General features: G+C 44.7%; 15 protein-coding genes and 1 riboswitch. Of the genes, 6 read left to right on the top strand and 9 right to left on the bottom strand.

Annotation, left to right across the window (positions count from 1 at the left end):
- Positions 1-212: 212 nt before the first annotated feature.
- The 4 genes from mukB to cmoM form a co-directional block, all read right to left on the bottom strand.
- Positions 213-4,667 (bottom strand): chromosome partition protein MukB, encoded by a 4,455-nt coding sequence (mukB, locus tag KI743_RS00645; protein WP_285464183.1) that lies wholly within the window; start codon positions 4,665-4,667, stop codon positions 213-215.
- Positions 4,664-5,428 carry a chromosome partition protein MukE gene (mukE, locus tag KI743_RS00640; protein ID WP_150871830.1) on the bottom strand — a complete coding sequence of 255 codons (765 nt, stop codon included), beginning with the start codon at positions 5,426-5,428 and terminating at the stop codon, positions 4,664-4,666. Before mukE ends, mukB begins: the two co-directional genes overlap by 4 nt.
- Positions 5,409-6,746, bottom strand: a complete 1,338-nt coding sequence (mukF, locus tag KI743_RS00635; RefSeq protein ID WP_150871828.1) for a chromosome partition protein MukF — start codon at positions 6,744-6,746, stop codon at positions 5,409-5,411. Before mukF ends, mukE begins: the two co-directional genes overlap by 20 nt.
- Before the next feature lie 136 nt (positions 6,747-6,882).
- Positions 6,883-7,665: a tRNA uridine 5-oxyacetic acid(34) methyltransferase CmoM gene (gene cmoM / locus KI743_RS00630; RefSeq protein WP_285464266.1), complete on the bottom strand. Its 783-nt coding sequence runs from the start codon at positions 7,663-7,665 to the stop codon at positions 6,883-6,885.
- Between the two features lie 115 nt (positions 7,666-7,780).
- On the opposite strand from cmoM, the gene elyC reads away from it, so the two are divergent.
- Complete coding sequence (gene elyC / locus KI743_RS00625; RefSeq protein WP_285464179.1) at positions 7,781-8,656, top strand: envelope biogenesis factor ElyC; 876 nt, start codon at positions 7,781-7,783, stop codon at positions 8,654-8,656.
- Positions 8,657-8,786: 130 nt separating this feature from the next.
- Here elyC and torR read toward each other — a convergent pair whose 3' ends face one another.
- Positions 8,787-9,500, bottom strand: a complete 714-nt coding sequence (gene torR / locus KI743_RS00620; RefSeq protein WP_032549433.1) for a two-component system response regulator TorR — start codon at positions 9,498-9,500, stop codon at positions 8,787-8,789.
- A 256-nt stretch (positions 9,501-9,756) separates the two neighbouring features.
- Here torR and torD point away from each other — a divergent pair, with 256 nt between their 5' ends.
- The 5 genes from torD (at position 9,757) to KI743_RS00595 (ending at position 13,844) form a co-directional block, all read left to right on the top strand.
- Positions 9,757-10,404: a molecular chaperone TorD gene (gene torD / locus KI743_RS00615; protein WP_150895152.1), complete on the top strand. Its 648-nt coding sequence runs from the start codon at positions 9,757-9,759 to the stop codon at positions 10,402-10,404.
- Between the two features lie 321 nt (positions 10,405-10,725).
- A complete protein-coding gene (gene purR / locus KI743_RS00610) occupies positions 10,726-11,730 on the top strand; it encodes an HTH-type transcriptional repressor PurR (RefSeq protein WP_285464177.1) in 1,005 nt (334 codons plus the stop codon).
- A gap of 171 nt (positions 11,731-11,901) precedes the next feature.
- A riboswitch (cyclic di-GMP riboswitch) is annotated at positions 11,902-11,986 on the top strand.
- Positions 11,987-12,114: 128 nt separating this feature from the next.
- Positions 12,115-12,705, top strand: a complete 591-nt coding sequence (locus KI743_RS00605) for a TfoX/Sxy family DNA transformation protein (protein WP_285464175.1) — start codon at positions 12,115-12,117, stop codon at positions 12,703-12,705.
- Between the two features lie 124 nt (positions 12,706-12,829).
- Positions 12,830-13,510, top strand: coding sequence for a TVP38/TMEM64 family protein (locus tag KI743_RS00600; protein ID WP_285464173.1), 681 nt, complete (start codon positions 12,830-12,832; stop codon positions 13,508-13,510).
- Between the two features lie 13 nt (positions 13,511-13,523).
- The gene (locus KI743_RS00595) at positions 13,524-13,844 is read left to right on the top strand and encodes a putative signal transducing protein (protein WP_032549439.1); all 321 of its coding nucleotides are present in this window, start codon (positions 13,524-13,526) and stop codon (positions 13,842-13,844) included.
- Positions 13,845-13,941: 97 nt separating this feature from the next.
- On the opposite strand, the gene KI743_RS00590 is transcribed toward KI743_RS00595, so the two are convergent.
- The 4 genes from KI743_RS00590 to topA form a co-directional block, all read right to left on the bottom strand.
- Positions 13,942-14,739 carry an alpha/beta fold hydrolase gene (locus KI743_RS00590; RefSeq protein WP_032549440.1) on the bottom strand — a complete coding sequence of 266 codons (798 nt, stop codon included), beginning with the start codon at positions 14,737-14,739 and terminating at the stop codon, positions 13,942-13,944.
- Between the two features lie 256 nt (positions 14,740-14,995).
- The gene (glgA, locus tag KI743_RS00585) at positions 14,996-16,450 is read right to left on the bottom strand and encodes a glycogen synthase GlgA (RefSeq protein ID WP_285464171.1); all 1,455 of its coding nucleotides are present in this window, start codon (positions 16,448-16,450) and stop codon (positions 14,996-14,998) included.
- The gene (gene glgC / locus KI743_RS00580) at positions 16,440-17,669 is read right to left on the bottom strand and encodes a glucose-1-phosphate adenylyltransferase (RefSeq protein ID WP_084181813.1); all 1,230 of its coding nucleotides are present in this window, start codon (positions 17,667-17,669) and stop codon (positions 16,440-16,442) included. Before glgC ends, glgA begins: the two co-directional genes overlap by 11 nt.
- A gap of 517 nt (positions 17,670-18,186) precedes the next feature.
- Positions 18,187-20,817 carry a type I DNA topoisomerase gene (topA, locus tag KI743_RS00575; RefSeq protein WP_152468460.1) on the bottom strand — a complete coding sequence of 877 codons (2,631 nt, stop codon included), beginning with the start codon at positions 20,815-20,817 and terminating at the stop codon, positions 18,187-18,189.
- Between the last annotated feature and the right edge of the window lie 38 nt (positions 20,818-20,855).

Below are 20,855 nucleotides of genomic sequence, written 5' to 3'. Positions count from 1 at the left end.
AAATGAACAATTAAGTAATACAATATTATTAATATTTCATCATGGTTACTATTACCATACATTATTTGTGGTTTTGTGCGTGTGACCGCAAACTCGTTCCATTGATATTAACCATAAAGTATAAAGGGATTTAGTGAGGGCTATTTCGGACACAAAAAAGCCCCTTCGAAAAGGGGCTTAGTTATCTATTATTTGCTATTCACTCGCGCTTGTTACGCTTCTTCTATCAGTTCTTGAACTGGTAACTCTGTTCTGTTTTGAGCAAAGCCGCGCAATCCTACAACGTGTACGTGTTCGTGATCTTTAAATACCTTACGAACAAGTTTGTAGGTTGTACCCTTTTCTGGACTGATATTCTCCGGCGCTGCAATTAGAAGTTGCATGCCAAGACGGTCACACAGCTCAAACAGAGTAGAGATAGACTTCGCATCCAGACGCGCTGCCTCATCCAAGAACAGCAGGCGACATGGAACAATATCTTTGCTGCGCAGGCGACGTGACTCTTCTTCCCAGCTTTGAACAACCATCAATAAGATAGATTGACCGGTACCGATCGCCTCACCTGTTGATAGCGCGCCTGACTCCGCTTGTAACCAACCATCTGAACCACGGTTTACTTCAACGCTTAGCTCTAGGTAGTTACGGTAATCAAGCAGCTCTTCACCTAGTACTTGTGGTGAGCGTTGGCCCATATCGATATGTGGGTTCACGCGCTGGAACAGCTTCGCCATTGCTTCAGAGAAGGTAAAGCGAGAGCTTTCAAACAGATCTTTGTGCTGCTCCTGTTGAGAAGCAAGACCAGTCAGCAAGATCTCATGACTCTCACGGATCTTCACATTCAAGCGCACGCCCTTAACCTGACCGAAGTAGATGTTCGATAGGCCTTGGTTAAGCATTCGAATTCGGTTCTGCTCACGCTGAATCGTCTTCTTAATGATGCTTGCTACCGACTCAGAGCTGATCGCTAGGCGGTTTTCACGTTGTGTTAGCTCTTCTGTAAGTCGCGCAAGCTCTACTTCCATCTCTTCGATCGCTTCTACTGGATCATCAGTATGGATAATGTCTTGACGGATACGCTCACGTAGGTGTTGGTACACAGCGATGTAGAATAGAACCTTACGCTCTGGGTGCGCATTGTCTTCCGACAGACGTAGTGCATCACGCAGATCATCATTATCGGCAACAGCTAAACGCAGTGCACCCAAAGATTTATCCGACATAGAACGCAGTTCACCAGCCGACAGGTAAGCCAGCTCACGCTTGTGTAGACGACGCTCAACGTCGTTTTCACGAGCCAAACGAAGTACTGAACACCAACCCGCTTTTGCTGCAACCACAAAAGTACGCAGCTCAACGTACTCTTTCTGTACCTTCTTCAGACGCTTAGCCAGAGACTTCATCTCAAGCTCAGTTGAAGTGATGGTGCGCTCGTATTCGCTCTTACGACTACGTGACGTATGCAAACGCTCTTGCAGTTCATCACGACGACGAACAGCGCGCTCTTGAGCACCTTCGTCGGCATTCACACCGTACTCTTGAAGTTCTTGTTTGAACTCTTGAACCGTTTCTAGTTTCGCTTGATGTGAACTCTTCAGAGCCGCCAATACTTGGTTGTATTGGTTCATTTGCTCACGAGCTTGCTTCAAGCCATCACGACCTTTAGCACGTGCTTGTTCAGCCTGAACCAGTTTCGCTTTTAGCTGCTCGCTCAATTCGCTGCTCTTGTTCAGCAAATCTACTGAGTCTGAGTAAGCAAAATAGTGACGACGTTCAATCAGATCAGACAGTGCAAACACCTTCGCCTTCAAGGCTTGCAGTGCTTGGTCTGCTTGCTTGTATTCCGCTTCCAGTGCATCAAACAGCTCTGGGTCTGTATCTAGGGCAGTTACGATTTTCTCTAGGTTTTGCAGCGCTTTACCGTGATTGCTCAGGTAAGATTTCGCTTCACCTAAACGCTCCAGTTGCGCTTCTAGCTCAGCCAAGCGCTCTGCTAATGTTTCGTCTTCTAAAATACGAACCATAGGTGCTAGCTTGTCTAAAGCAGCTAATGCTTGTTTGCTCTGTGCAAGCTGACTACGTTGCTGCTGCTCTTTCGCATCCAACTCAGCTAGGGCACGAACAATTTGGTTACGCTTATCACGTACCGATGCCAACGCCTGCTCAGGATCAGCATTGAATGCTACATGCAGGTGTTTCGCAACAAACGTATTAAACGCTTGGTACAGACGATTTAGCTTCTGAGAGTCAAAGGCAGCTTTCGCATGGTTTTCAACGACCACATCACGCTCTTCGCGCAGCTTCTCTAGACGCTGTTCACGTGCCGCACGACCAAACAACGGGATATCTGGGAAGCGTGAGTAGCGCATTTGGCGATCATTTAACTGAACGCACACTGCACCTTCGAGTTCATCGGCATTGAATGAACTGTCGTCGAATGCGTCAACGTCACCCTCAAGGATGTAAAGATCCTCTGGACAGTCTTCAAGATCCACCAGCTTCTCTTTAATACCGTCAAGATCCGATACCACGATCGCGTGACGAGCAGGACCGTACATTGCGCTGAAGTATGGTGCGTCGTCGATCGTAATATCATCGTAGATCTCTGACAGAAGTACGCCGCCTAGAGTATCTGCTAGGCCTTTCAAACGAGGATCGTTTGAACCACCAGGTGAAGCCAGACGCTCAATCTCAAGTTCGAGTTCACTGCGACGTTTTGCCAATTGATCTTTCGCGACAGACTGTGCTTTTTCATCTTCAAGCACTTGCTGCATTTGAGTCATCACAGCTTGGCTATCTTCAAGTTCAGCATTCGTTTGCTCACGAAGACTATCTAGTGCGTCGTTTGCTGTAATCCACGCAGGTGCAATCGCTTCAAGCTTTTGAATCTCTTGATCGTGGTTATGCTGTACACGACGCTTTTCACTCTTCGCTTCACGCAACTCTTCTTGAGCATACTCAAGCGTTTCGATCTGCATTGCATGACGTTCACGTTCTTCTTCAAAGACCGCTTCATCATTCAGCTGAGTGTTGTGTTGCTTCTGGTACTCTTCAGCCAGCTCTTTTGCTTGACGCTGTTGCGCCACATCACGAGCCATATCACGATGCTGAGCTCGCCATTGCTGTTCGTTTTCAACAATGTGTTTTGCGTTGCGACCTTTATCAAGCGCTTGTTTAGCCGCTTGTGATGCTTCACTACGCTCTACCGCACCTACAATGCTTTTTACGAGAGACAGTGCTTTTTCAAACTGAGCAGACGCCGCTGACGACATATCCAATTTATGTTTCGTTGCTAAAAGGTGTTGCGTGCTCTGTTCTTCTTGCGTCTTAAGGTCAGAAACCAGCGTCAATGCGCCTTCCGCAGTAATAGACTCATCATCCAATAACTGTTTGGTTTTCTCCAACGCTTGTACCGCTTGTTGGTACTGCAAGGCACGAGTCTGCTGAACGTCTAGGGCTTGTTGGTAATCCGCAAGCTGGGTTTTCAGGCTATCCACTTCTTCTTCAGTAATGGTCGCCTGCTCTTCCGCAAGAAGAACGCGCTCTTGCGCCTCTTCAACGACCATCATCTGCTCTTCTAGACGCTCGCTAAGCTCTTCAAGATCTTCGCTGTAACGCTCAATCTTCTCTTGTTGGCGCAACGCTGTTTGTACAAGTTGTAGATGGTCTGAAGCCGCTTGGTAATCTTGTTCAAGCGAAGATTCTTGTTCAACTAGCAGCTCAAGCTCTTCTTGCACGCGATTAAGCAAGTTATTCTGTTCAAGCAAGGTTTCACGAGAGCCGAACAGCTCACCACGTAGTTTCATCGTCTGATCAAGCTTATTGCGACGATCGTTCGCATGGCGCATGTAGTCTGCTGCCACGTAATTAGTTGACTCTGTGATCAAGTGTTTGAACAAATCACGATCCGACTGTGTTGTCTTGATCGCTTCTAGTGTCATTCGGTTTTCGCGTAGCGCCGATTCCATATCTTGGAAGGCTTTCTTTACGCCACCGTTTTGTGGCAATAGGTAATCACGTAATGAACGCGTAATTGCACTTGAGATACCACCGTACAGAGATGCTTCAATCAGACGGTAGAACTTAGAACGGTCGCCACTGTTACGCAGCTTCTTAGGCACAACACCAAACTCGAACATTTGAGCATGGTAATCAACGATAGAAGAGAACGCTTTAAAGTGAGCACCTTCGTACTGAGCAACCGCTGCTTTTACATTATTAAGCTGACATACGCGCGCATGGCTGTCCGATACGTTTTCAATCAGTACATCCGTTGGCTTCACATGGCTTGGAAGGCCTTGAATTAAGAACGGCTTGATGTCTACTTTTTTGTCACGACCAGCTACTTGTTGAAGCTTAACCGCAAACAATAGGCGCTGATTTCGCGAGTTAACCACATCAAGAGCGGCATAACACGCACCCGGTTGTAGCTTACCGTATAAGCCTTTATCACGAGATGACTGTGAGCTACCCGCTTCCGTTGTGTTTCGGAAATGAAGCAGGGTTTGGTCAGGGATCAACGCCGTAATAAACGCAGCCATCGTAGTCGATTTACCCGCACCGTTACCGCCAGAAAGGGTTGTCACCAAACCATCGATGTCAAAAGTACGTGCGAAGAAGCCGTTCCAGTTAACCATGGTTAGCGATTGATACTTACCTCTTTCAATCATGCTTCACCTTCTTCTTTTGTCTGTTCGTTGCTCATAATTTCGTCACCGAAAATGTCTTGTTGAGCATCTTGTTCTGTCTCTTCTTGCTCTTCGTTAAGCAAGCTACCTTGGTTTGGTTCTTGAGTATGAACCACGGCTTCACCGTCACGGATTAGGCGCAGTTGTGCTTCGCGCATATCGTCACCAACGCGTACGTCTGCACCAAAGCGGAATACCGCCTCACTAATACGGAATTTACCTGTTTCACCGATGGAGATAAGCATACCGATACGGCGTAGACGACGTAGAGAGGTTCTCACTTTTTCGAAAAGTTTCTCTTTGTCTAAATCAGAACCAGAAGCACGGTTGGTTGCCAGCTTCATCAGTTTCTTTTCATCAGCAAGAGCCATCAACTCTTCGAACAGCTCTTGGTTGGTGAAGATACCTTCGTGAGCTAGGCGCTCTGGGCTTAGGTAAAGGAAACACAACACTTTACCCACCAGCATATCGAGCTCTGATAGTACACTTCGACCAATCAACGAGGTTGAACGAGGACGTAGGTAGAAGAAGCCCTCTGGCGCTTTGACCAACTCGGTATTGTAGCGTTGATAAAACTGTTGAAGTTCCAGTTCGAAGTCCGACAACAGTGCGTGATTATCTAGATCTTCTGTTGAAATATGCTTACCTGAACGTAGCATGCTATCAAGCGCTGGGAACAGTGGGTTCGCAATCGCTTTTACCAGTTTCTCTGGCATGTAATCATCAGTACTTGTTAATGACATTTGCTTGTACCTTTGCACCGAAATCGTTGATTGCCTGCCAATCAGGCTGAATCGCCTGATAGTCAGACTCTGAGTAACCTAAGCGCACCGCTTGGTCGACAACAATTCTGGCTAAATCAAAATGGTGTGTGCGAGGGTGCTCTGCAAGGTAATCTCGCAGTATTAGGCCAAGGTCGATTGGCGTCCCTTGCTGTTTGTGAACCTTCAACATCTCAGCAATTCTGTCTGAGAGGTAATCGTTCACTTGTTCAAATTCTTCGTACTCTACATCGAGTGGCGCTTGACCCATTACCTCATCGTCACGAAGCACTAGAGCCTCATCACGTAGGTCTGTGAGCTTCTCAGCATCGGCATACGTCAAGAGCCACGGTGCATCAAAATAATCGGTTACCGACTGACGCAGTCGTTGGCTGAACGCTCGGTTCTTATCCATATCGATGGCAGTACGAATAAACTTATGTACGTGGCGATCGTAACCGATCCATAGATCAATGGCTTGCTGGCCCCAACTTGTGATTCTGTCTAGCTTCATTTGTAGACCGAAAAGGGTTTCACCAACGAACTCTAGCTCGTCGTCACCATAAACAATCTCTTGGATATCAAGAATCTGTGTTTGTAGCTCATCACCAGCCGCTTGTAAGGTATCTTGAAGCTCTTTTAACGTTGCGGAGGTTTCAGATAACAGAGCTTCACAGTTATTGATCGCTTCACGCCAATCTTTGTTAAGAAGGTCCGCAATCTGCTGTTTAACAGTCTGTTGCTGCTCATCCATTACACGTTGGTTAAGATCGATTTGGTCAAAGATCTCACCAACTGAGTATTTTAGGACGCCATAAACGTTTTTACGCCAGTGACCCGGCGTTCCGCCTTTTTGTGCGGCTTCAATGGCCTTCGCCATCTCGTCAGCAACCATCGATAGCTGAATCGATAGTTTCAACTTCGAGAATTGGCGGTGGCGTAGGTAGTAATCTGAAATACCAATTGCGAGCGGCGATAGACGATAAATGCTCGCACCATCGGTAATCTCGCTGGTAAAACGGCTAATCAATTTCTGTTTTACCAGTTCATTGATTGCGTTGTTTGCACGAAACGCTGAGGCTTCGCCGGTATCTTCGAACAGACGAGTGACAATGGTAAACGCGTCGTGCAGTTCACCCTCACCTAACTCTTCATCGAACCTTTCGTTGCTTAGTACTGCGATAGCAATTAGAAATGCCAATCGCTCAGGCGGCAAATTTAATGAAAAATCATGCTGCTTGACCCAGCCCACCAACTCATCAATTGGCTGCTCTTCGGCAGTTTGAGTCATTTCACTCATTGTGGTTCCTGTTACTGTTCTTTGTAACACCGAGCAGATGTCGATGTTACGCCTTTTCTTTATAACGCGGGCTAGCAGGTTATAGACTGTAGCCTAGGAATGCGATGGCAACTCTTGTACCACATTCTCCGCTTTTTTATTCTGGTTTTTGCGCCCAAACGTGAATATAACGACCTAAAGAGAGGTAAGGCTCTTGGCGACATAGCTGCTTCTCAAGCTCAAGCACGTCTTCGAATTGATAGTCGCCCATGTATTCCATGTTACCTATGTAATCGCTAAACGAGCGAATACCCGACTTTCCTTTAATCTCAAGACCCGCCTCTTCTATCCATTGATAGACTTCTTCAGGCTTCAAACCTTTTTGGGGTTGCAGCTTAAACCGTTTTCGATGTGGCATCCCATTTAATACATGAGGAATATTGCCACAAATCACATTTTTAAGGACTAATCCGTGATGGTTGTAAAACATAATTGATGCCACGCCACCCGGTTTAACTTGCTTAAGCAGGATATCCAAAGCCTCTTTTGGATCGGCTAACCACTCCATCACGGCATGAAACATCACCATGTCCACGGGCTCATCCATATGCTGTGCAATGTTTTGAACCGGAGAGTGAATGAATCGATACTGTTCAAGCAAGCCGGCTTTATCAATATCTTGCTGTGCCAATTTCAACATTTCAGAAGAAAGATCACACAGCGACACTTTGTGCCCCAAGCCAGCTATCTTTTGCGACATCTGAGCTAAACCACCTCCTGCATCCAGAATATGCAAAGGTGATTCATCGGTTTTGAATGTGCTTAACGCTTGCTCTAAATCTTCCCATACGATGATCTGACGGATCTCTCCTTTGTCAGAGCCGTAAATATTTTTTGCAAATTTGTGGGCAATATCGTCGAAATTACGGTCTTCAGTCACAGCTACTTGAGTTATCATGTCCTATCGTGCCTGCTATTCTGTCACAGGAATTTCAGGAATAAAGAGGCGATGTCTCTTTTTAGTACTAAGTGATGTTTTTTCGGACTATTCGGATATGTTTGAGCTGAAAAAAGTAGTGTCTTCACTGTTGATGCCACTGCCAGCAATGTTAATTCTCGCTTTTCTGGGCTTAGCCCTTGTTATGTTCACTACAAAACGTAAAACAGGGTGCCTTATCACGCTGTCTGCATTATGTGGCATTTTCCTTATCGCGTTCCAACCCGTTTCTAGCCAACTTCTTATGCCAATGGAACGCCAATACACCGCATTCTTACCGACTAATGAACCTGTCGATTACGTGATGGTATTGGGTAGCGGCCATGTGGTGGATGACCAAATCCCACCAACGTCTGAACTTAGCCGAACTGGCCTAATGAGACTAAGTGAAGGTATTCGCATTCAACGAATCTACCCGGGAGCTAAGTTAATCCTGTCTGGCTATGGTGGTGGCACTGAAGTTAGTAACGCACGTATGATGGCCAAGGTTGCCCTAGCTTTAGGCGTAGCCAAACCTGACATTATCTTGCTTGAGACAGCCAAAGATACGTGGGAAGAAGCACGTCAGGCTGCAGCGTTTGTAAAAAACAAGCGAATGGTTTTGGTGACTTCTGCAAGCCATATGCAGCGTGCTCTTAACGAGTTCCATGACGCGGGTATTAAACCAATTCCTGCGCCAACCAATTTCTTAGCTCAAGAAGGCATTGAGCAGCCTTGGAACAAGTACATGCCAAAAGCAATTTACTTGGAGCAAACCGAGCGCTACTGGCACGAAACGATGGGCTTAGTTTGGCAATCACTGCGCGACTGGCTAGATAACCAAAGTTCTGAAATGGATGAGCCAGTTGTAATCTCTGAGCCATCGATGCTTGAAGAAGAGAATTCTACAACCTCTGGTGCAATACCAACGAGCGGCGCACAGCCAGCACACTAATGCTGTATAACATGAATGACCATTACTAATGGCCTATGTTCTTTTCAAGCTGATTCCATAAACAAAAAGCCGAGATACTGAATATCTCGGCTTTTTCAATTTCGCTTGTTGAGCATTTTAATTCTGAGCGTTAATCGCCAGCAAACATGTAACCTTCACCATGAACCGTCACAAAGATTTGAGGGTTCTTCGGATCAAACTCCATCTTGGCACGCATACGACGAATCAATACGTCAATGGTACGGTCGTTTGGCGCATCAACACGGTGGCTAATCATATTTAAGATTCGCTCACGGCTTAATACTTGGTTCGGGTATGAAGACAGCGCAACCAATAGCTCATATTCTGCTTTGGTTAATTTCACTGGCTCACCGTTTTTGCTCAGTGCGCGGCGTGGAATATCAAATGTCCACTCACCAAAACGAACGATAGATTCGTCTTCTGCCTGCTCCGCCGCACCTGCTGGTGACTTGCGAGCAGCAGAGATTCGCCAAAGTAGGTTTTTCACTCGAACCAATAACTCGCGAAGTTCGAATGGTTTGGTAACATAATCATCTGCGCCCATCTCTAGGCCTACAATTTTGTCGATGCTATCCGTGCGTCCAGTAACTAAAATAATCCCAATGTCTGATTGACTGCGTAATTCGCGAGTTAGCATCAATCCATCTTCGCCTGGTAAGTTGATGTCCAGCATAATGAGGTCAACGTTATTCTCTTCTAAAACGTTTCTCATTTGAGCGCCGCTTTCTGCTTCGCTTACTGTGTAACCCTCATTCTGGAAATATCCAACCAGCTTACTACGGGTTACCACATCATCTTCAACGACTAATACGTGATAGCTCATCTACACCACTTTTCTTATTTAATAGTTTCAGTGACTATTCTATTCATAACTAGTAACAATTCTAGTAGTACGCAAGATAAAAGCCAGAAACCTGAATTTTTTTTGATACAAGACAATCTTAAACCTTGCTATTTAACCTCCATCGCAATTCAATATAGGCATTACTACTAACGAGTGACTTTGCAATTAGCAAATACAACCGTTAGCAAGCCTTCGTACCGCAGATATTACGAAAGACGATATTAGGATTATTGAGATGAAAGAAACGAAAGCGTTCAATGAACAACGAGCTGAAATCTACTGGTGGCTATCGAGCCTGTTCGCAAAAGAGCTGACTCAAGAAGAACTGGATAACTACCACTCGGTTGAGATTCGTTCGTTTTTAACTGGTCTTGGCGACAATGAGACGCTTAAGCCAGCAATCAATAACCTAGTAGATGCACTTAACCGACTGCAGAATCGTGAAGACGCTCAATTGGAGCTTTCGTCAGATTTTTGCGAATTGTTCCTTAAGTCAGACAAATACGGTGCTTTACCGTACGCTTCTATTTACTTAGACAAGAGCGGCCTGCTAAACGCCAAGCCAGCTCAAGACATGGAAGCCATCATGGCGTCTTACGGTATCGCCGTAAACCAAGACCTAAAAGAGCCTGCTGACCACCTGGCTATCGAGTTGGATTTCCTCGGCAACATTATCATTCGTTCAAACGATCTCGAGAGTGAGCAAGAATTAGAAGCAGCTTTCACTGCACAGCATGAATTTGTTGAACAACAACTTCTCAGCTGGGTTCCACAATTTGCAACGAAATGCCGTGAATTTGATGAGTTTGGTTTTTACGCTTGTGTTGCAGAATTGCTAGCCGCTTTCTGTAAACTTGATGCGCAATATTTGGCTGGTGAATAAATTCACTAATGACTAAAGGCACAATTTAGGTAGAATGTGACAATTCACCCAGATTTCTGGGTGAATTTTATTGCGAGTATTTTCTAGTCAGTCTAAAATTGTGACCGCAAACGATAAAATATGAAACATTCTCGAAATGCTATGCTTTAAATTAGCTAAGAGCATTTCGGTGTTAAGACAAACCGCTCTCATTAGCGGTTTTTTGTTTTTTAGCACTTTAGTACCGAGAGAGCCCTACACATTCTAAGCTCTTGTTCTGGTAGCTTAAAACGGCTACTTGCTCCGTACTGCTGAGGAAGTAGCTATCAATAGGATAAAGCCATGGCAACTATAAAAGATGTCGCTCGCTTAGCCGGCGTATCAACAACCACCGTTTCTCACGTGATCAACAAGACACGTTTCGTAGCAGAAGCGACTCAAGAAAAAGTAAACAAAGCCGTAGACGAATTAAATTATGCACCAAGTGCCGTTGCTCGTAGTTTGAAATGTAACTCTACGCGCACAATCGGTATGTTAGTAACTCAATCAACTAACCTATTCTTCTCTGAAGTGATCGACGGTGTGGAAAGTTACTGTTACCGTCAGGGCTATACGCTGATTCTATGTAACACCGGTGGTATCTACGAGAAGCAACGTGACTACATCCGAATGCTTGCTGAAAAGCGTGTAGATGGCATCTTAGTAATGTGTTCTGACCTAACAGAAGAACTTCGTGAAATGCTTGACCGTCATGCAGACATTCCAAAAGTTGTTATGGATTGGGGTCCTGAAAGTTCACAAGCAGACAAGATCATCGACAACTCTGAAGAAGGTGGCTACCTAGCGACTAAATATTTAGTTGAACGTGGACATGAACGTATTGCATGTCTAAGTGGTCACTTAGATAAAGCGGCGTGTGTCGAACGTATAGCTGGTTACCGTCGAGCACTGGCAGAGGCAGACATTCAAGCCGATGACAACCTAATCCTTGAAGGTAACTTCGAGTGTGATACGGCTGTTATCGCAGCAGATAAAATCGCTGCAATGGAAAATCGCCCTACCGCGGTATTCTGTTTTAACGATACGATGGCGCTTGGTCTTATGAGCCGCCTACAACAGCAAGGTATTAAGATCCCTGAAGATATTTCAGTGATTGGTTACGACAATATTGAGTTGGCAGAGTACTTCTCACCGCCGTTGACGACTGTTCACCAACCAAAACGTCGTGTCGGTAAGAACGCGTTCGAAATCCTGCTAGAACGTATCAAAGACAAAGAGCACGAAAAACGCGTGTTCGAGATGCATCCAGAGATCATTGAGCGTGCGACAGTAAAAACGTTAAAATAACGTAAACTTTAGAAAAATCTAATAAAACGCACCGTTTGGTGCGTTTTTTTTATTTGTCAAAAATAAAAACCCAGTTGCATATGAAAGCAACAATTAACTGAATTAAGATCACATTTTAGAATAACAAGTGTGAACCTCATTCAACAAAAAACTTTATTCTTGATTATACAGTCACGCACAGGGCAAATCACTTGAAAGGGTGAGACGCAAAGCCTCCGGCCTAACCCATTATTGGTATGGTAGCGGGGTTACCGATGGCAAAATGCAGTATTTCCTACCTTTAGTAGTAATTTACGGCTTATTGACAATTTTATTGCGACATTTTGCTAATCTCTCGGACCTGCTTATTTGGTGGCGTAATTCAAATACACCGAGATAAACAATATGGATAAACCGATACTCAAGGACTCAATGAAGTTATTTGAGCCACTTGGAAAGATAAAGTCACGCTCAATGTTTGGCGGTTTCGGCCTTTTTGCCGATGACACCATGTTTGCATTGGTCGTAAACAATCAGTTGCACATTCGAGCTGATAAGAATACTACTTCACAATTTGAACAACAGGGCTTCGAACCTTACGTTTACAAAAAGCGTGGATTCCCAGTCGTTACTAAGTATTTTGCCCTCCCAGAAGACCTCTGGCATACTCAAGAACGTATTATCGAGCTGGCAAAAGCTTCCCTTAACTGTGCTAAAGAAGAGAAACAAATCCAATCATCGGCGAAACCGACTCGATTGAAAGATTTGCCAAACCTTCGACTTGCCACAGAGCGTATGTTGAAAAAAGCAGGGATCGATACCGTTGAGAGCTTGTATGAGTCAGGTTCTGTTAATGCATACAAAGCCATTAAAGAATCTCATTCATCAAGTGTTAGCTTAGAATTACTTTGGGCGCTTGAAGGTGCAATCAACGGCACTCATTGGTCGGTGATACCTCAGCAGCGACGCGACGAGCTCATTAGTTCTATTAATTAGGTCCAAATCACTTAATTGTAAAAAGCCACATTAATGTGGCTTTTTTTATTTTCTTTTGAAAGTTAATCTTTCCTTCTCCTGTCTAACTATACTAACTATAAGCAAAAGATTAAGGGACGCTCCCATGAGTAAGAAAATGATTTTAGGCATAATTTTAGTTGCCACGATAGTGTTACTAGCCGTTAACTTTGGTCAATACTTGACGCTTGAAAATGCCAAAGCTCAGCAGGCACTTCTTAACGACTACATAGAGAGTAACTTTGTTGTTGCAGCTGCAACCTACTTCATTCTCTATATCATGATTACCGCTTTCTCTATTCCAGGCGCTGCTGTAGTTACGCTGCTCGGGGCAGCGCTATTCGGCTTTTGGACTAGTTTATTACTGGTGTCGTTTGCAAGTACCATAGGTGCAACACTAGCGTTTTTGAGTAGCCGTTTTCTACTGCGTGACTGGGTGCAAGGTAAGTTTGGCGATAAGCTGTCTACTATTAATCAAGGCGTAGAAAAAGATGGTGCATTCTACCTATTCTCTTTACGTTTGATTCCGGTATTCCCATTTTTCTTAATTAACTTACTAATGGGCTTAACACCTATCTCTGTAGGGCGCTACTATTTGACTAGCCAATTAGGGATGCTTCCTGGCACTGCAGTTTACTTAAACGCAGGTACTCAGTTGGCAGAGATCGACTCGCTATCAGGCATCGTATCCCTTTCTGTACTGCTTTCTTTCGCACTACTTGGCGTATTCCCAATCGCTGCAAAATGGATTATGGGTAAGTTTCGCTCTGCGCCAGTCGCAGAATAGATAAGGAAAATTGATGAAGATATTCAGTGCTGCAAACCCAACAGAGGCTCACATAATATGTGGGCTTCTAGAGAGTGAAAAAATTGCCTGTGAAGTACGTGGGGAGGGATTGTTTGGTTTAAAGGGGGAAATCCCTTTCTCTGAAGAAACAGACCCATATGTGTGGCTCTACGAGCCTTCTGATGCAACAGCAGCACTAAATCTCATCAATGCTTATAAGAAGCAACAAGATTCCATCATCTATGAAGAGTGGCGCTGTAGTCAGTGTCACGAGGTCAATGAAGCCCAGTTTGGTTCTTGTTGGCAGTGTGGTTCACCTTGTCCTGAAACATAAGCTTTGTAAAAACGAGTCCTTAAAAAACAGGAAGCGTAATCGCTTCCTGTTTTTTGTATCTCATTAGATCGAGTGAACGATGCTCGCCACACTCATATTATTTGATTTGCTTCTGAATAAACTCAATAGAGCGCTGGTTGAACTCTTCTGGTTGCTCCACGTTACAAACGTGACCACAGTTGGCAATTTCCACCAGCTCACTTGATTTATGTGCCGCCACCATCTCTTTAACGGGCTTGATGAACATGTAGTCGCGCTCTCCCATCAGATACAAAGTTGGAATAGGTAGCTCTCGCTCTTTGAAGTAACGCATCAACGGGTTAACGTCAGCGGTAAGAATAAACCAGCGCTTAAACTCCTTTTGACACAGCTTTTTCGCTTCGCGGATGAAAAGGTGTCTAGACTCTCGCTGACTCTTTTGTGGCATAACAATGTAAGCAAACAAGCTGTAAAGCCACATATAAGGGATAATATGTTTACTTAAGTTACCTAATTTGACCAAGACTTGAGACCGCGTATTCAAGCGCGTTACAGCACCACCGAGTACCATTGAGCGAACACGCTCTGCGGCCAACTCAGCGACATTTCGAACGATAATGGTTCCTAAGGACATTCCAACAAAATGCGCAGAACGAATTTTTAGGTGATCGAGTACTTTAAGAATATCGAGCGTCACCGCTTTGAACGTGTAGCGGTTACTGATCAGCTCTTTTAATAGATTGTCGGATTTGCCATGACCTCGCAGGTCAATCAGCAACAAATTAAAGTGCTGTTTGTAAGCTTTGATCTGCTTAAACCAAATGGACGAACTCCCACCAGCACCGTGGACGAAAACGACCCACTCATCACTGGTCGGGTGATTGAATGTTTTATGGAATAATAAACTCTCAGACATACCTATCGCTTTAATTCTACTTATTTGCTTGGGCACCATTGCTAGATGCTTGGTAATGATAGCACGCTATTAAACCGATTAAGTGATAGTAGTGTCAATCATCTTATCAGCGTTCTGAATAGCTCAACCACAATTACTCCCAAAGCGTTATATGAAACTATTGAGAGATCGACAGTTAATTTAAACGCTAACTGTGACACTTTAAAAACAAAAAAAGGTGTTCACAATGGAACACCTTACTTTTCAAGTACACAAATTACAACGCAGTGTGATACATCTCTAAATAGGATTTAGCAGCATCTTCCCAGCAAAAATTCTGTTGCATTGCATAGAGCTGAACGCGACGAACTTCTGTAGGTTTTTGTGCATAAAGCAACAGAGAGCGATGCAATACCGAGAGTAAAGCCTGAGGGGTTGGCTCGCTAAAAGCAAAGCCTGTGGCCAGTTCAGGGTTATCATCGTAATGATTAACGCTGTCTTTTAAACCGCCAACTGAGCGAACGATAGGTAGAGTGCCATAAGCCATGCTATAAATCTGATTTAAGCCACAAGGCTCAAATTCAGATGGCATTAAGAAGAAGTCTGAACCGGCTTCAACCAAGTGAGCCAACTCGTTGTTGTAAGCTTCAACAAACGAAAACTTCTCTGAATGCAGCGCGGAAAGCTCTTTAAGCTGGCTTGCTAATACGGGATCACCTGTACCCACAATCACGATTTGCAGTTCATTCTTGAGGAACTCTTCAATGATCGGAATTAAGTAGTGAACACCCTTCTGGTTAGTCAGGCGACATACCATGCCATACACGGCGCAATCAAACTCAGGTAAACCAACTTCTTGCTGCAGCTTTTGCTTACAAGCGGATTTGCCTCGAGCCATACTGTGCTTCGTTGCTTTGTATTTGCGCGGTAGATAAGCATCCGTCTCTGGGTTCCATGAACCGTAATCACAGCCGTTTAGAATACCAAACAGGTCATCAGAACGTTGTTGGAACTCTCGCGCCATACCGTGGCTTCCAAGCTCTGTTTTTAGCTCTTCAGCGTACGTCGGGCTAACGGCATTGATCTTATCTGCACACATCACACCAGCCTTTAGCATAGTGACATGGGTGTCACTTACTGCGGCTTCAGGCACATATCGACCGTGCATTTCTGGTAAGTTCTGCAGTTCATCATAAGAGAACACGCCCTTAAAGACGGCATTGTGTATCGAAATAACACTGCGCATCTCTTTGAAAAAATCGTGCTCTTGATAGCGAGACTTCAACAGGTATGGAACAAAGCCAGTGTGCCAATCGTTGGCATGCACAATATCCGGCTGGAAACCAAGCTTTGGCAACATGTCTAAACAAGCAGCGCTAAAAAACGCGAACCTTTCGCCATTGTCAGCGTAAGCTTGGTTGTTCTCAGCGTACATCTCTGGGCGATCAAAGTATTGTGGACATTCAATACCAAAGACTTGAACGCCTTCAACGCTTAACTTTTTAACTTGATAAGCCGTATGAGGCCAGTGATCGAGCTCAGTCGATAGGATAACTTCAGCTGATTCGATATTCGGGATTTTGCTGTATGCGGGGATGGTAACTCGAACGTCCTGTTCGAGTGTTTGTAACGCTTTAGGCAGTGCCTTGGCTACATCAGCCAAGCCACCACTTTTAATTAAACCTTCAACTTCAGACGCTACAAAAAGTACCGAGAGAGTCTTAGTAACCAACTCGTGCTCCTTTAGGGATTACTACAACACCATCTTCTGAAACATGGTAGTGCTTTTTATCTTCTTTCAGATTCACGCCGATTTGAGTGCCCGGTGCGATATCTGCATCTTTATCGACGATAACACGGCGAAGAACACAGCCCTCACCTACTTTAACGTCACCAAGTAAGATACTTTCGCTGATATCACAAGCAGATGCAATATTACTGCGGAAACCAAGTACACACTTCTCGATTCGAGAGCCGCGTACGTAACTACCGTTACATACTAAGCTATCGATGATCTGTACTCGCCCGTTTGCAGAATCTGTAAAGGTTGCCGGCGGTAGTGGCGGGTAGTAAGTGTGAAGAGGCCATTTACGGTTGTATAGAGAGAATGGCGCATCTTTTTCTAGCAAGTCCATGTGTGCCTGCCAGTAAGCGTCAATCGTACCCACATCGCGCCAGTAAACTTCCTCTTTCTCACCAGTAATACGGTTTGTGCTGAAGTCATAAACAAACACGTCACCACGTGGGAACATGTTTGGAATAATGTCTTTGCCAAAGTCATGAGATGAGCCTTCGCGATCTGCATCTTCTACCAGTTCTGCAAACAGTTCGTTCGCTTCAAATACATAGTTACCCATTGAAACGAGTGCCGAATCAGGGTCGCCAGGGATTGACTTAGGATTTGCAGGCTTCTCTTCAAAGCCGATCATACGCCCTTCCGCATCAACTTCGATAACACCGAACTCTGATGCTTCAGCCAAAGGCATACGTAGAGCAGAAACCGTCAGCGCCGCTTTCTTCTCTTTATGGAAATCAAGCATTTGCTTAATGTCCATTTTGTAGATGTGGTCAGAACCAAAGATACAAACTTGATCTGGTTCTTCTAGTTGCATGAAGCGAAGGTTTTGATAAATCGCATCCGCCGTACCTTCATACCAACGCTTACCCGTACGCATCTGCGCAGGAATTGGGTCGATGAATCTATCTGTTATCCCACTGATATTCCAGCCTTTTTTCATGTGGTGGAATAGTGACTGCGACTTAAACTGTGTCAAAACGTAGATCTTCATAAGATCTGCGTTTACGAAATTGTTTAAAGCAAAATCAATTAAGCGGTAGCTTCCGCCGAATGGAACCGAGGGTTTGCTGCGAGATTCAGTTAAAGGTCTTAAACGAGAGCCTTCACCGCCAGCAAGAATCATTCCCAATACACCAGCCATTTTATTCTCCATATATTTATAGCTTGTCGATGTTGGTACTTAGTTTAGGGGTAAGCCTATGGGGGTAAGCACCAACTCTTATTTTAGGCACTTAGTACATATCCATTCATATTCAGTGACAAAATACTAAGCCAAACGTTGTTATATGTGCACTATGCTTTGCACTTGGTTTTATATACGTTATCGACTTTTCAGTCGATTTCAATTTTTAATATGCCATTCTGTGGTATGTGAAACGATTGCTTTTCTAAGTCTCAAAGCAGCTCACATTACACAGACTTTCAGAAACATTACATTAACAATGAAAACACATGCCTTCTACATCAAAATACTGATCTGCTAATTACAATATTTTAATTTAGTTACATTAATGTTAACGCTCGCAAAGAAATCATACTTTCTTTTCTAAATTATTTCATACCTCAAAAGAATTATTTTTTCAGCCTTGAGACAATTATTGCACTGTGTTGCATAAAAACTCATATTCAACACAAAAAAAAGCAGCCAAACTAGGCTGCTTTTTTACTCACTATTTTTCTTTTGGCTTTTTGCGCTTATCTGTGACTTCCCATTTTCCGTCAATAAACAGCGCTGTCCAACCAGAAGGTTTGCCGTCGACCTCGGTTCGTACGTAGTTCTCTTTGGTCTTACGACTAAAGCGAACCACTGTCGGCTTACCGTCTGGGTCAGCAACAGGAGCTGTCGTCAGGTATTGGAATTTCGGCGAAATGCGGTCTTTAAAGCGAACCAACTCTTCCACTAATGGTGCACGCGTTTCACGTGATTTAGGGAAATTACTTGCCGCCATAAATAGACCAGAAGCACCGTCACGCAGTACAAAGTACGCATCTGAGTTTTCACATGGAAGCTCAGGGAAGTGAACAGGGTCTTCTTTCGGTGGCGCAACCTCACCATTTTTCAGAATCTTACGTGTGTTCTTACAATCGTCGTTGGTACAGTCCATGTATTTACCGAAGCGACCGTTTTTCAGAACCATATCTGAACCACACTTGTCACATTCAACAACAGGACCATCGTAGCCTTTAACTTTGAACTCGCCGTGCTCTACAACGTAACCATCACAGTTCGGGTTGTTACCACAAACGTGCATCTTACGCTTGTCATCGATCAGGTAAGCGTCCATCGCTGTTTCACAAATAGGACAACGCTTCTTAGCTCGCAGTGCAGCAGTTTCAACGTCTTCCTCAAGAACATTGATAATGCCTTCTTCATCGCCAAGGTTAATCGTTGTCTTACAACGCTCTTTTGGTGGCAATGCATAACCTGAACAGCCAAGGAATACACCGGTAGAAGCAGTACGAATACCCATGTTACGGCCACACGTAGGACACTCAATATCAGTCTCTACGATGTGGTTTGGCTTCATGCCGCCAGCCGCTTCATCAAGGTCCGCTTTTTCGAGATCACCGGTAAAGTCTGTAAAGAAGTTGTCTAGAACGCCTTTCCAGTTCGCTTCGCCTTCCGCGATTTGGTCTAACTTCTGCTCCATACGAGCAGTAAAGTCATAGTTCATCAGGTCGTTAAAGCTCTGGTCGAGACGGTCAGTAACAATCTCACCCATCTTTTCAGCGTAAAAACGACGCTGCTCAACCTTCACGTAACCACGATCTTGGATCGTTGAGATGATTGATGCGTAAGTCGATGGACGACCGATACCACGTTTTTCAAGCTCTTTAACCAAAGCTGCTTCAGTGTAACGTGCAGGTGGCTTAGTAAAGTGCTGCTTAGGATCAAGCGTCACAAGTTTAAGCTTATCGCCTAGCTCAACCGATGGCAGGATAGTGTCATCGTTCTTACCCATAGGGCGTTGTACACGAGTCCAACCATCAAACTTAAGGATACGCCCTTTAGCTTTCAGAGTGTACTCGTCTGCTTTTACACTGATTGTTGTTGAATCGTATTGTGCAGGCGTCATTTGACACGCGACAAATTGATTCCAGATCAATGAGTACAGTTTGTGAGCGTCAGCATCAACGCCTTTTAGGTCTTCAGACTTAACGTCAACACTTGATGGGCGGATCGCTTCGTGCGCCTCTTGTGCGCCCTCTTTGCTGCCGTAAACAAGTGGTTTAGCTGGTAAATACTTATCACCAAACTCAGAGTTAATGTACTCACGCGCCATATCTACAGCTTCTGAGCTCAAGTTCGTCGAGTCAGTACGCATATACGTGATGTAACCCGCTTCATAGAGTCGCTGAGCCAACATCATCGTCTTCTTAACGCCATAACCCAAGCGAGTACTCGCGGCTTGTTGTAGCGTCGACGTAATATAAGGTGCTGAAGGTTTGCTCTTAGTTGGGCGGTCTTCACGCTTGCACACTTCGTATTCTGCTTTTTCTAGAATACTCAGTGCTGCTTTTGTCTGTTCTTCGTTTTCAGGCTTGAAAGCAACACCTGCTTTCTGAGCGACCTGAAGACGGAAATCGGTTTTGTCGCCTGTTTGCGTATCAGCGTGGATATCCCAGAACTCTTCTGGAATGAACGCATTGATCTCGCGCTCACGCTCTACCAGCAGCTTAACAGCTACCGACTGTACACGGCCTGCAGAAAGACCACGTGCTACTTTTTTCCAAAGTAGTGGCGAAACCATGAAGCCTACAACACGGTCCATGAATCGACGCGCTTGTTGAGCGTTTACGCCATCAATATTGAGCTCACCCGGAGTTTCGAACGCTTGTTGAATCGCGTTCTTAGTGATCTCGTTAAATACTACTCGTTTATATCTCGCTTCATCGCCACCGATGATCTCACGAAGGTGCCATGCGATAGCTTCTCCCTCGCGGTCCAAATCGGTTGCGAGATATACATGGTCTGCATTCTCAGCTAGCTTTTGGAGTTCAGCCACGACTTTTTCTTTGCCTGGCAGAACTTGATAGTTCGCTTCCCAATCTTTATATGGGTTGATACCCATCTTCTTGATGAGTGCTTTGCGATCTTTTTCTTTCTTGATACGAGCTTTCTCTTCTGGGCTCATACCCTTTGTTGAAACAGCAGCCGCCTTCTTGCCTGTGCTTTGTCCCGCCGTTGGTAAGTCACGTACGTGACCTACACTCGACTTAACGACAAAGTCTTTGCCAAGATATTTATTGATAGTTTTTGCCTTGGCTGGCGACTCCACTATAACGAGCGATTTACCCATATTGACACTAACGTCCTTAATCACGATGCTTCAGCACC

It is taken from the genome of Vibrio sp. D420a (assembly GCF_030248625.1).
Classification (GTDB): domain Bacteria; phylum Pseudomonadota; class Gammaproteobacteria; order Enterobacterales; family Vibrionaceae; genus Vibrio; species Vibrio fortis_A.
The sequence above is the reverse complement of the archived record's forward strand: the minus strand, read 5'-3'. Positions and strand labels throughout refer to the sequence as shown.

Coding starts and splice junctions, on each gene's coding strand:
- mukB (WP_285464183.1), bottom strand. CDS start 4,667: ATGATTGAAAGAGGTAAGTATCAATCGCTAACCATGGTTAACTGGAAC.
- mukE (WP_150871830.1), bottom strand. CDS start 5,428: ATGTCATTAACAAGTACTGATGATTACATGCCAGAGAAACTGGTAAAA.
- mukF (WP_150871828.1), bottom strand. CDS start 6,746: ATGAGTGAAATGACTCAAACTGCCGAAGAGCAGCCAATTGATGAGTTG.
- elyC (WP_285464179.1), top strand. CDS start 7,781: ATGTTTGAGCTGAAAAAAGTAGTGTCTTCACTGTTGATGCCACTGCCA.
- torR (WP_032549433.1), bottom strand. CDS start 9,500: ATGAGCTATCACGTATTAGTCGTTGAAGATGATGTGGTAACCCGTAGT.
- torD (WP_150895152.1), top strand. CDS start 9,757: ATGAAAGAAACGAAAGCGTTCAATGAACAACGAGCTGAAATCTACTGG.
- purR (WP_285464177.1), top strand. CDS start 10,726: ATGGCAACTATAAAAGATGTCGCTCGCTTAGCCGGCGTATCAACAACC.
- KI743_RS00605 (WP_285464175.1), top strand. CDS start 12,115: ATGGATAAACCGATACTCAAGGACTCAATGAAGTTATTTGAGCCACTT.
- KI743_RS00600 (WP_285464173.1), top strand. CDS start 12,830: ATGAGTAAGAAAATGATTTTAGGCATAATTTTAGTTGCCACGATAGTG.
- KI743_RS00595 (WP_032549439.1), top strand. CDS start 13,524: ATGAAGATATTCAGTGCTGCAAACCCAACAGAGGCTCACATAATATGT.
- KI743_RS00590 (WP_032549440.1), bottom strand. CDS start 14,739: ATGTCTGAGAGTTTATTATTCCATAAAACATTCAATCACCCGACCAGT.
- glgC (WP_084181813.1), bottom strand. CDS start 17,669: ATGGAGAATAAAATGGCTGGTGTATTGGGAATGATTCTTGCTGGCGGT.
- topA (WP_152468460.1), bottom strand. CDS start 20,817: ATGGGTAAATCGCTCGTTATAGTGGAGTCGCCAGCCAAGGCAAAAACT.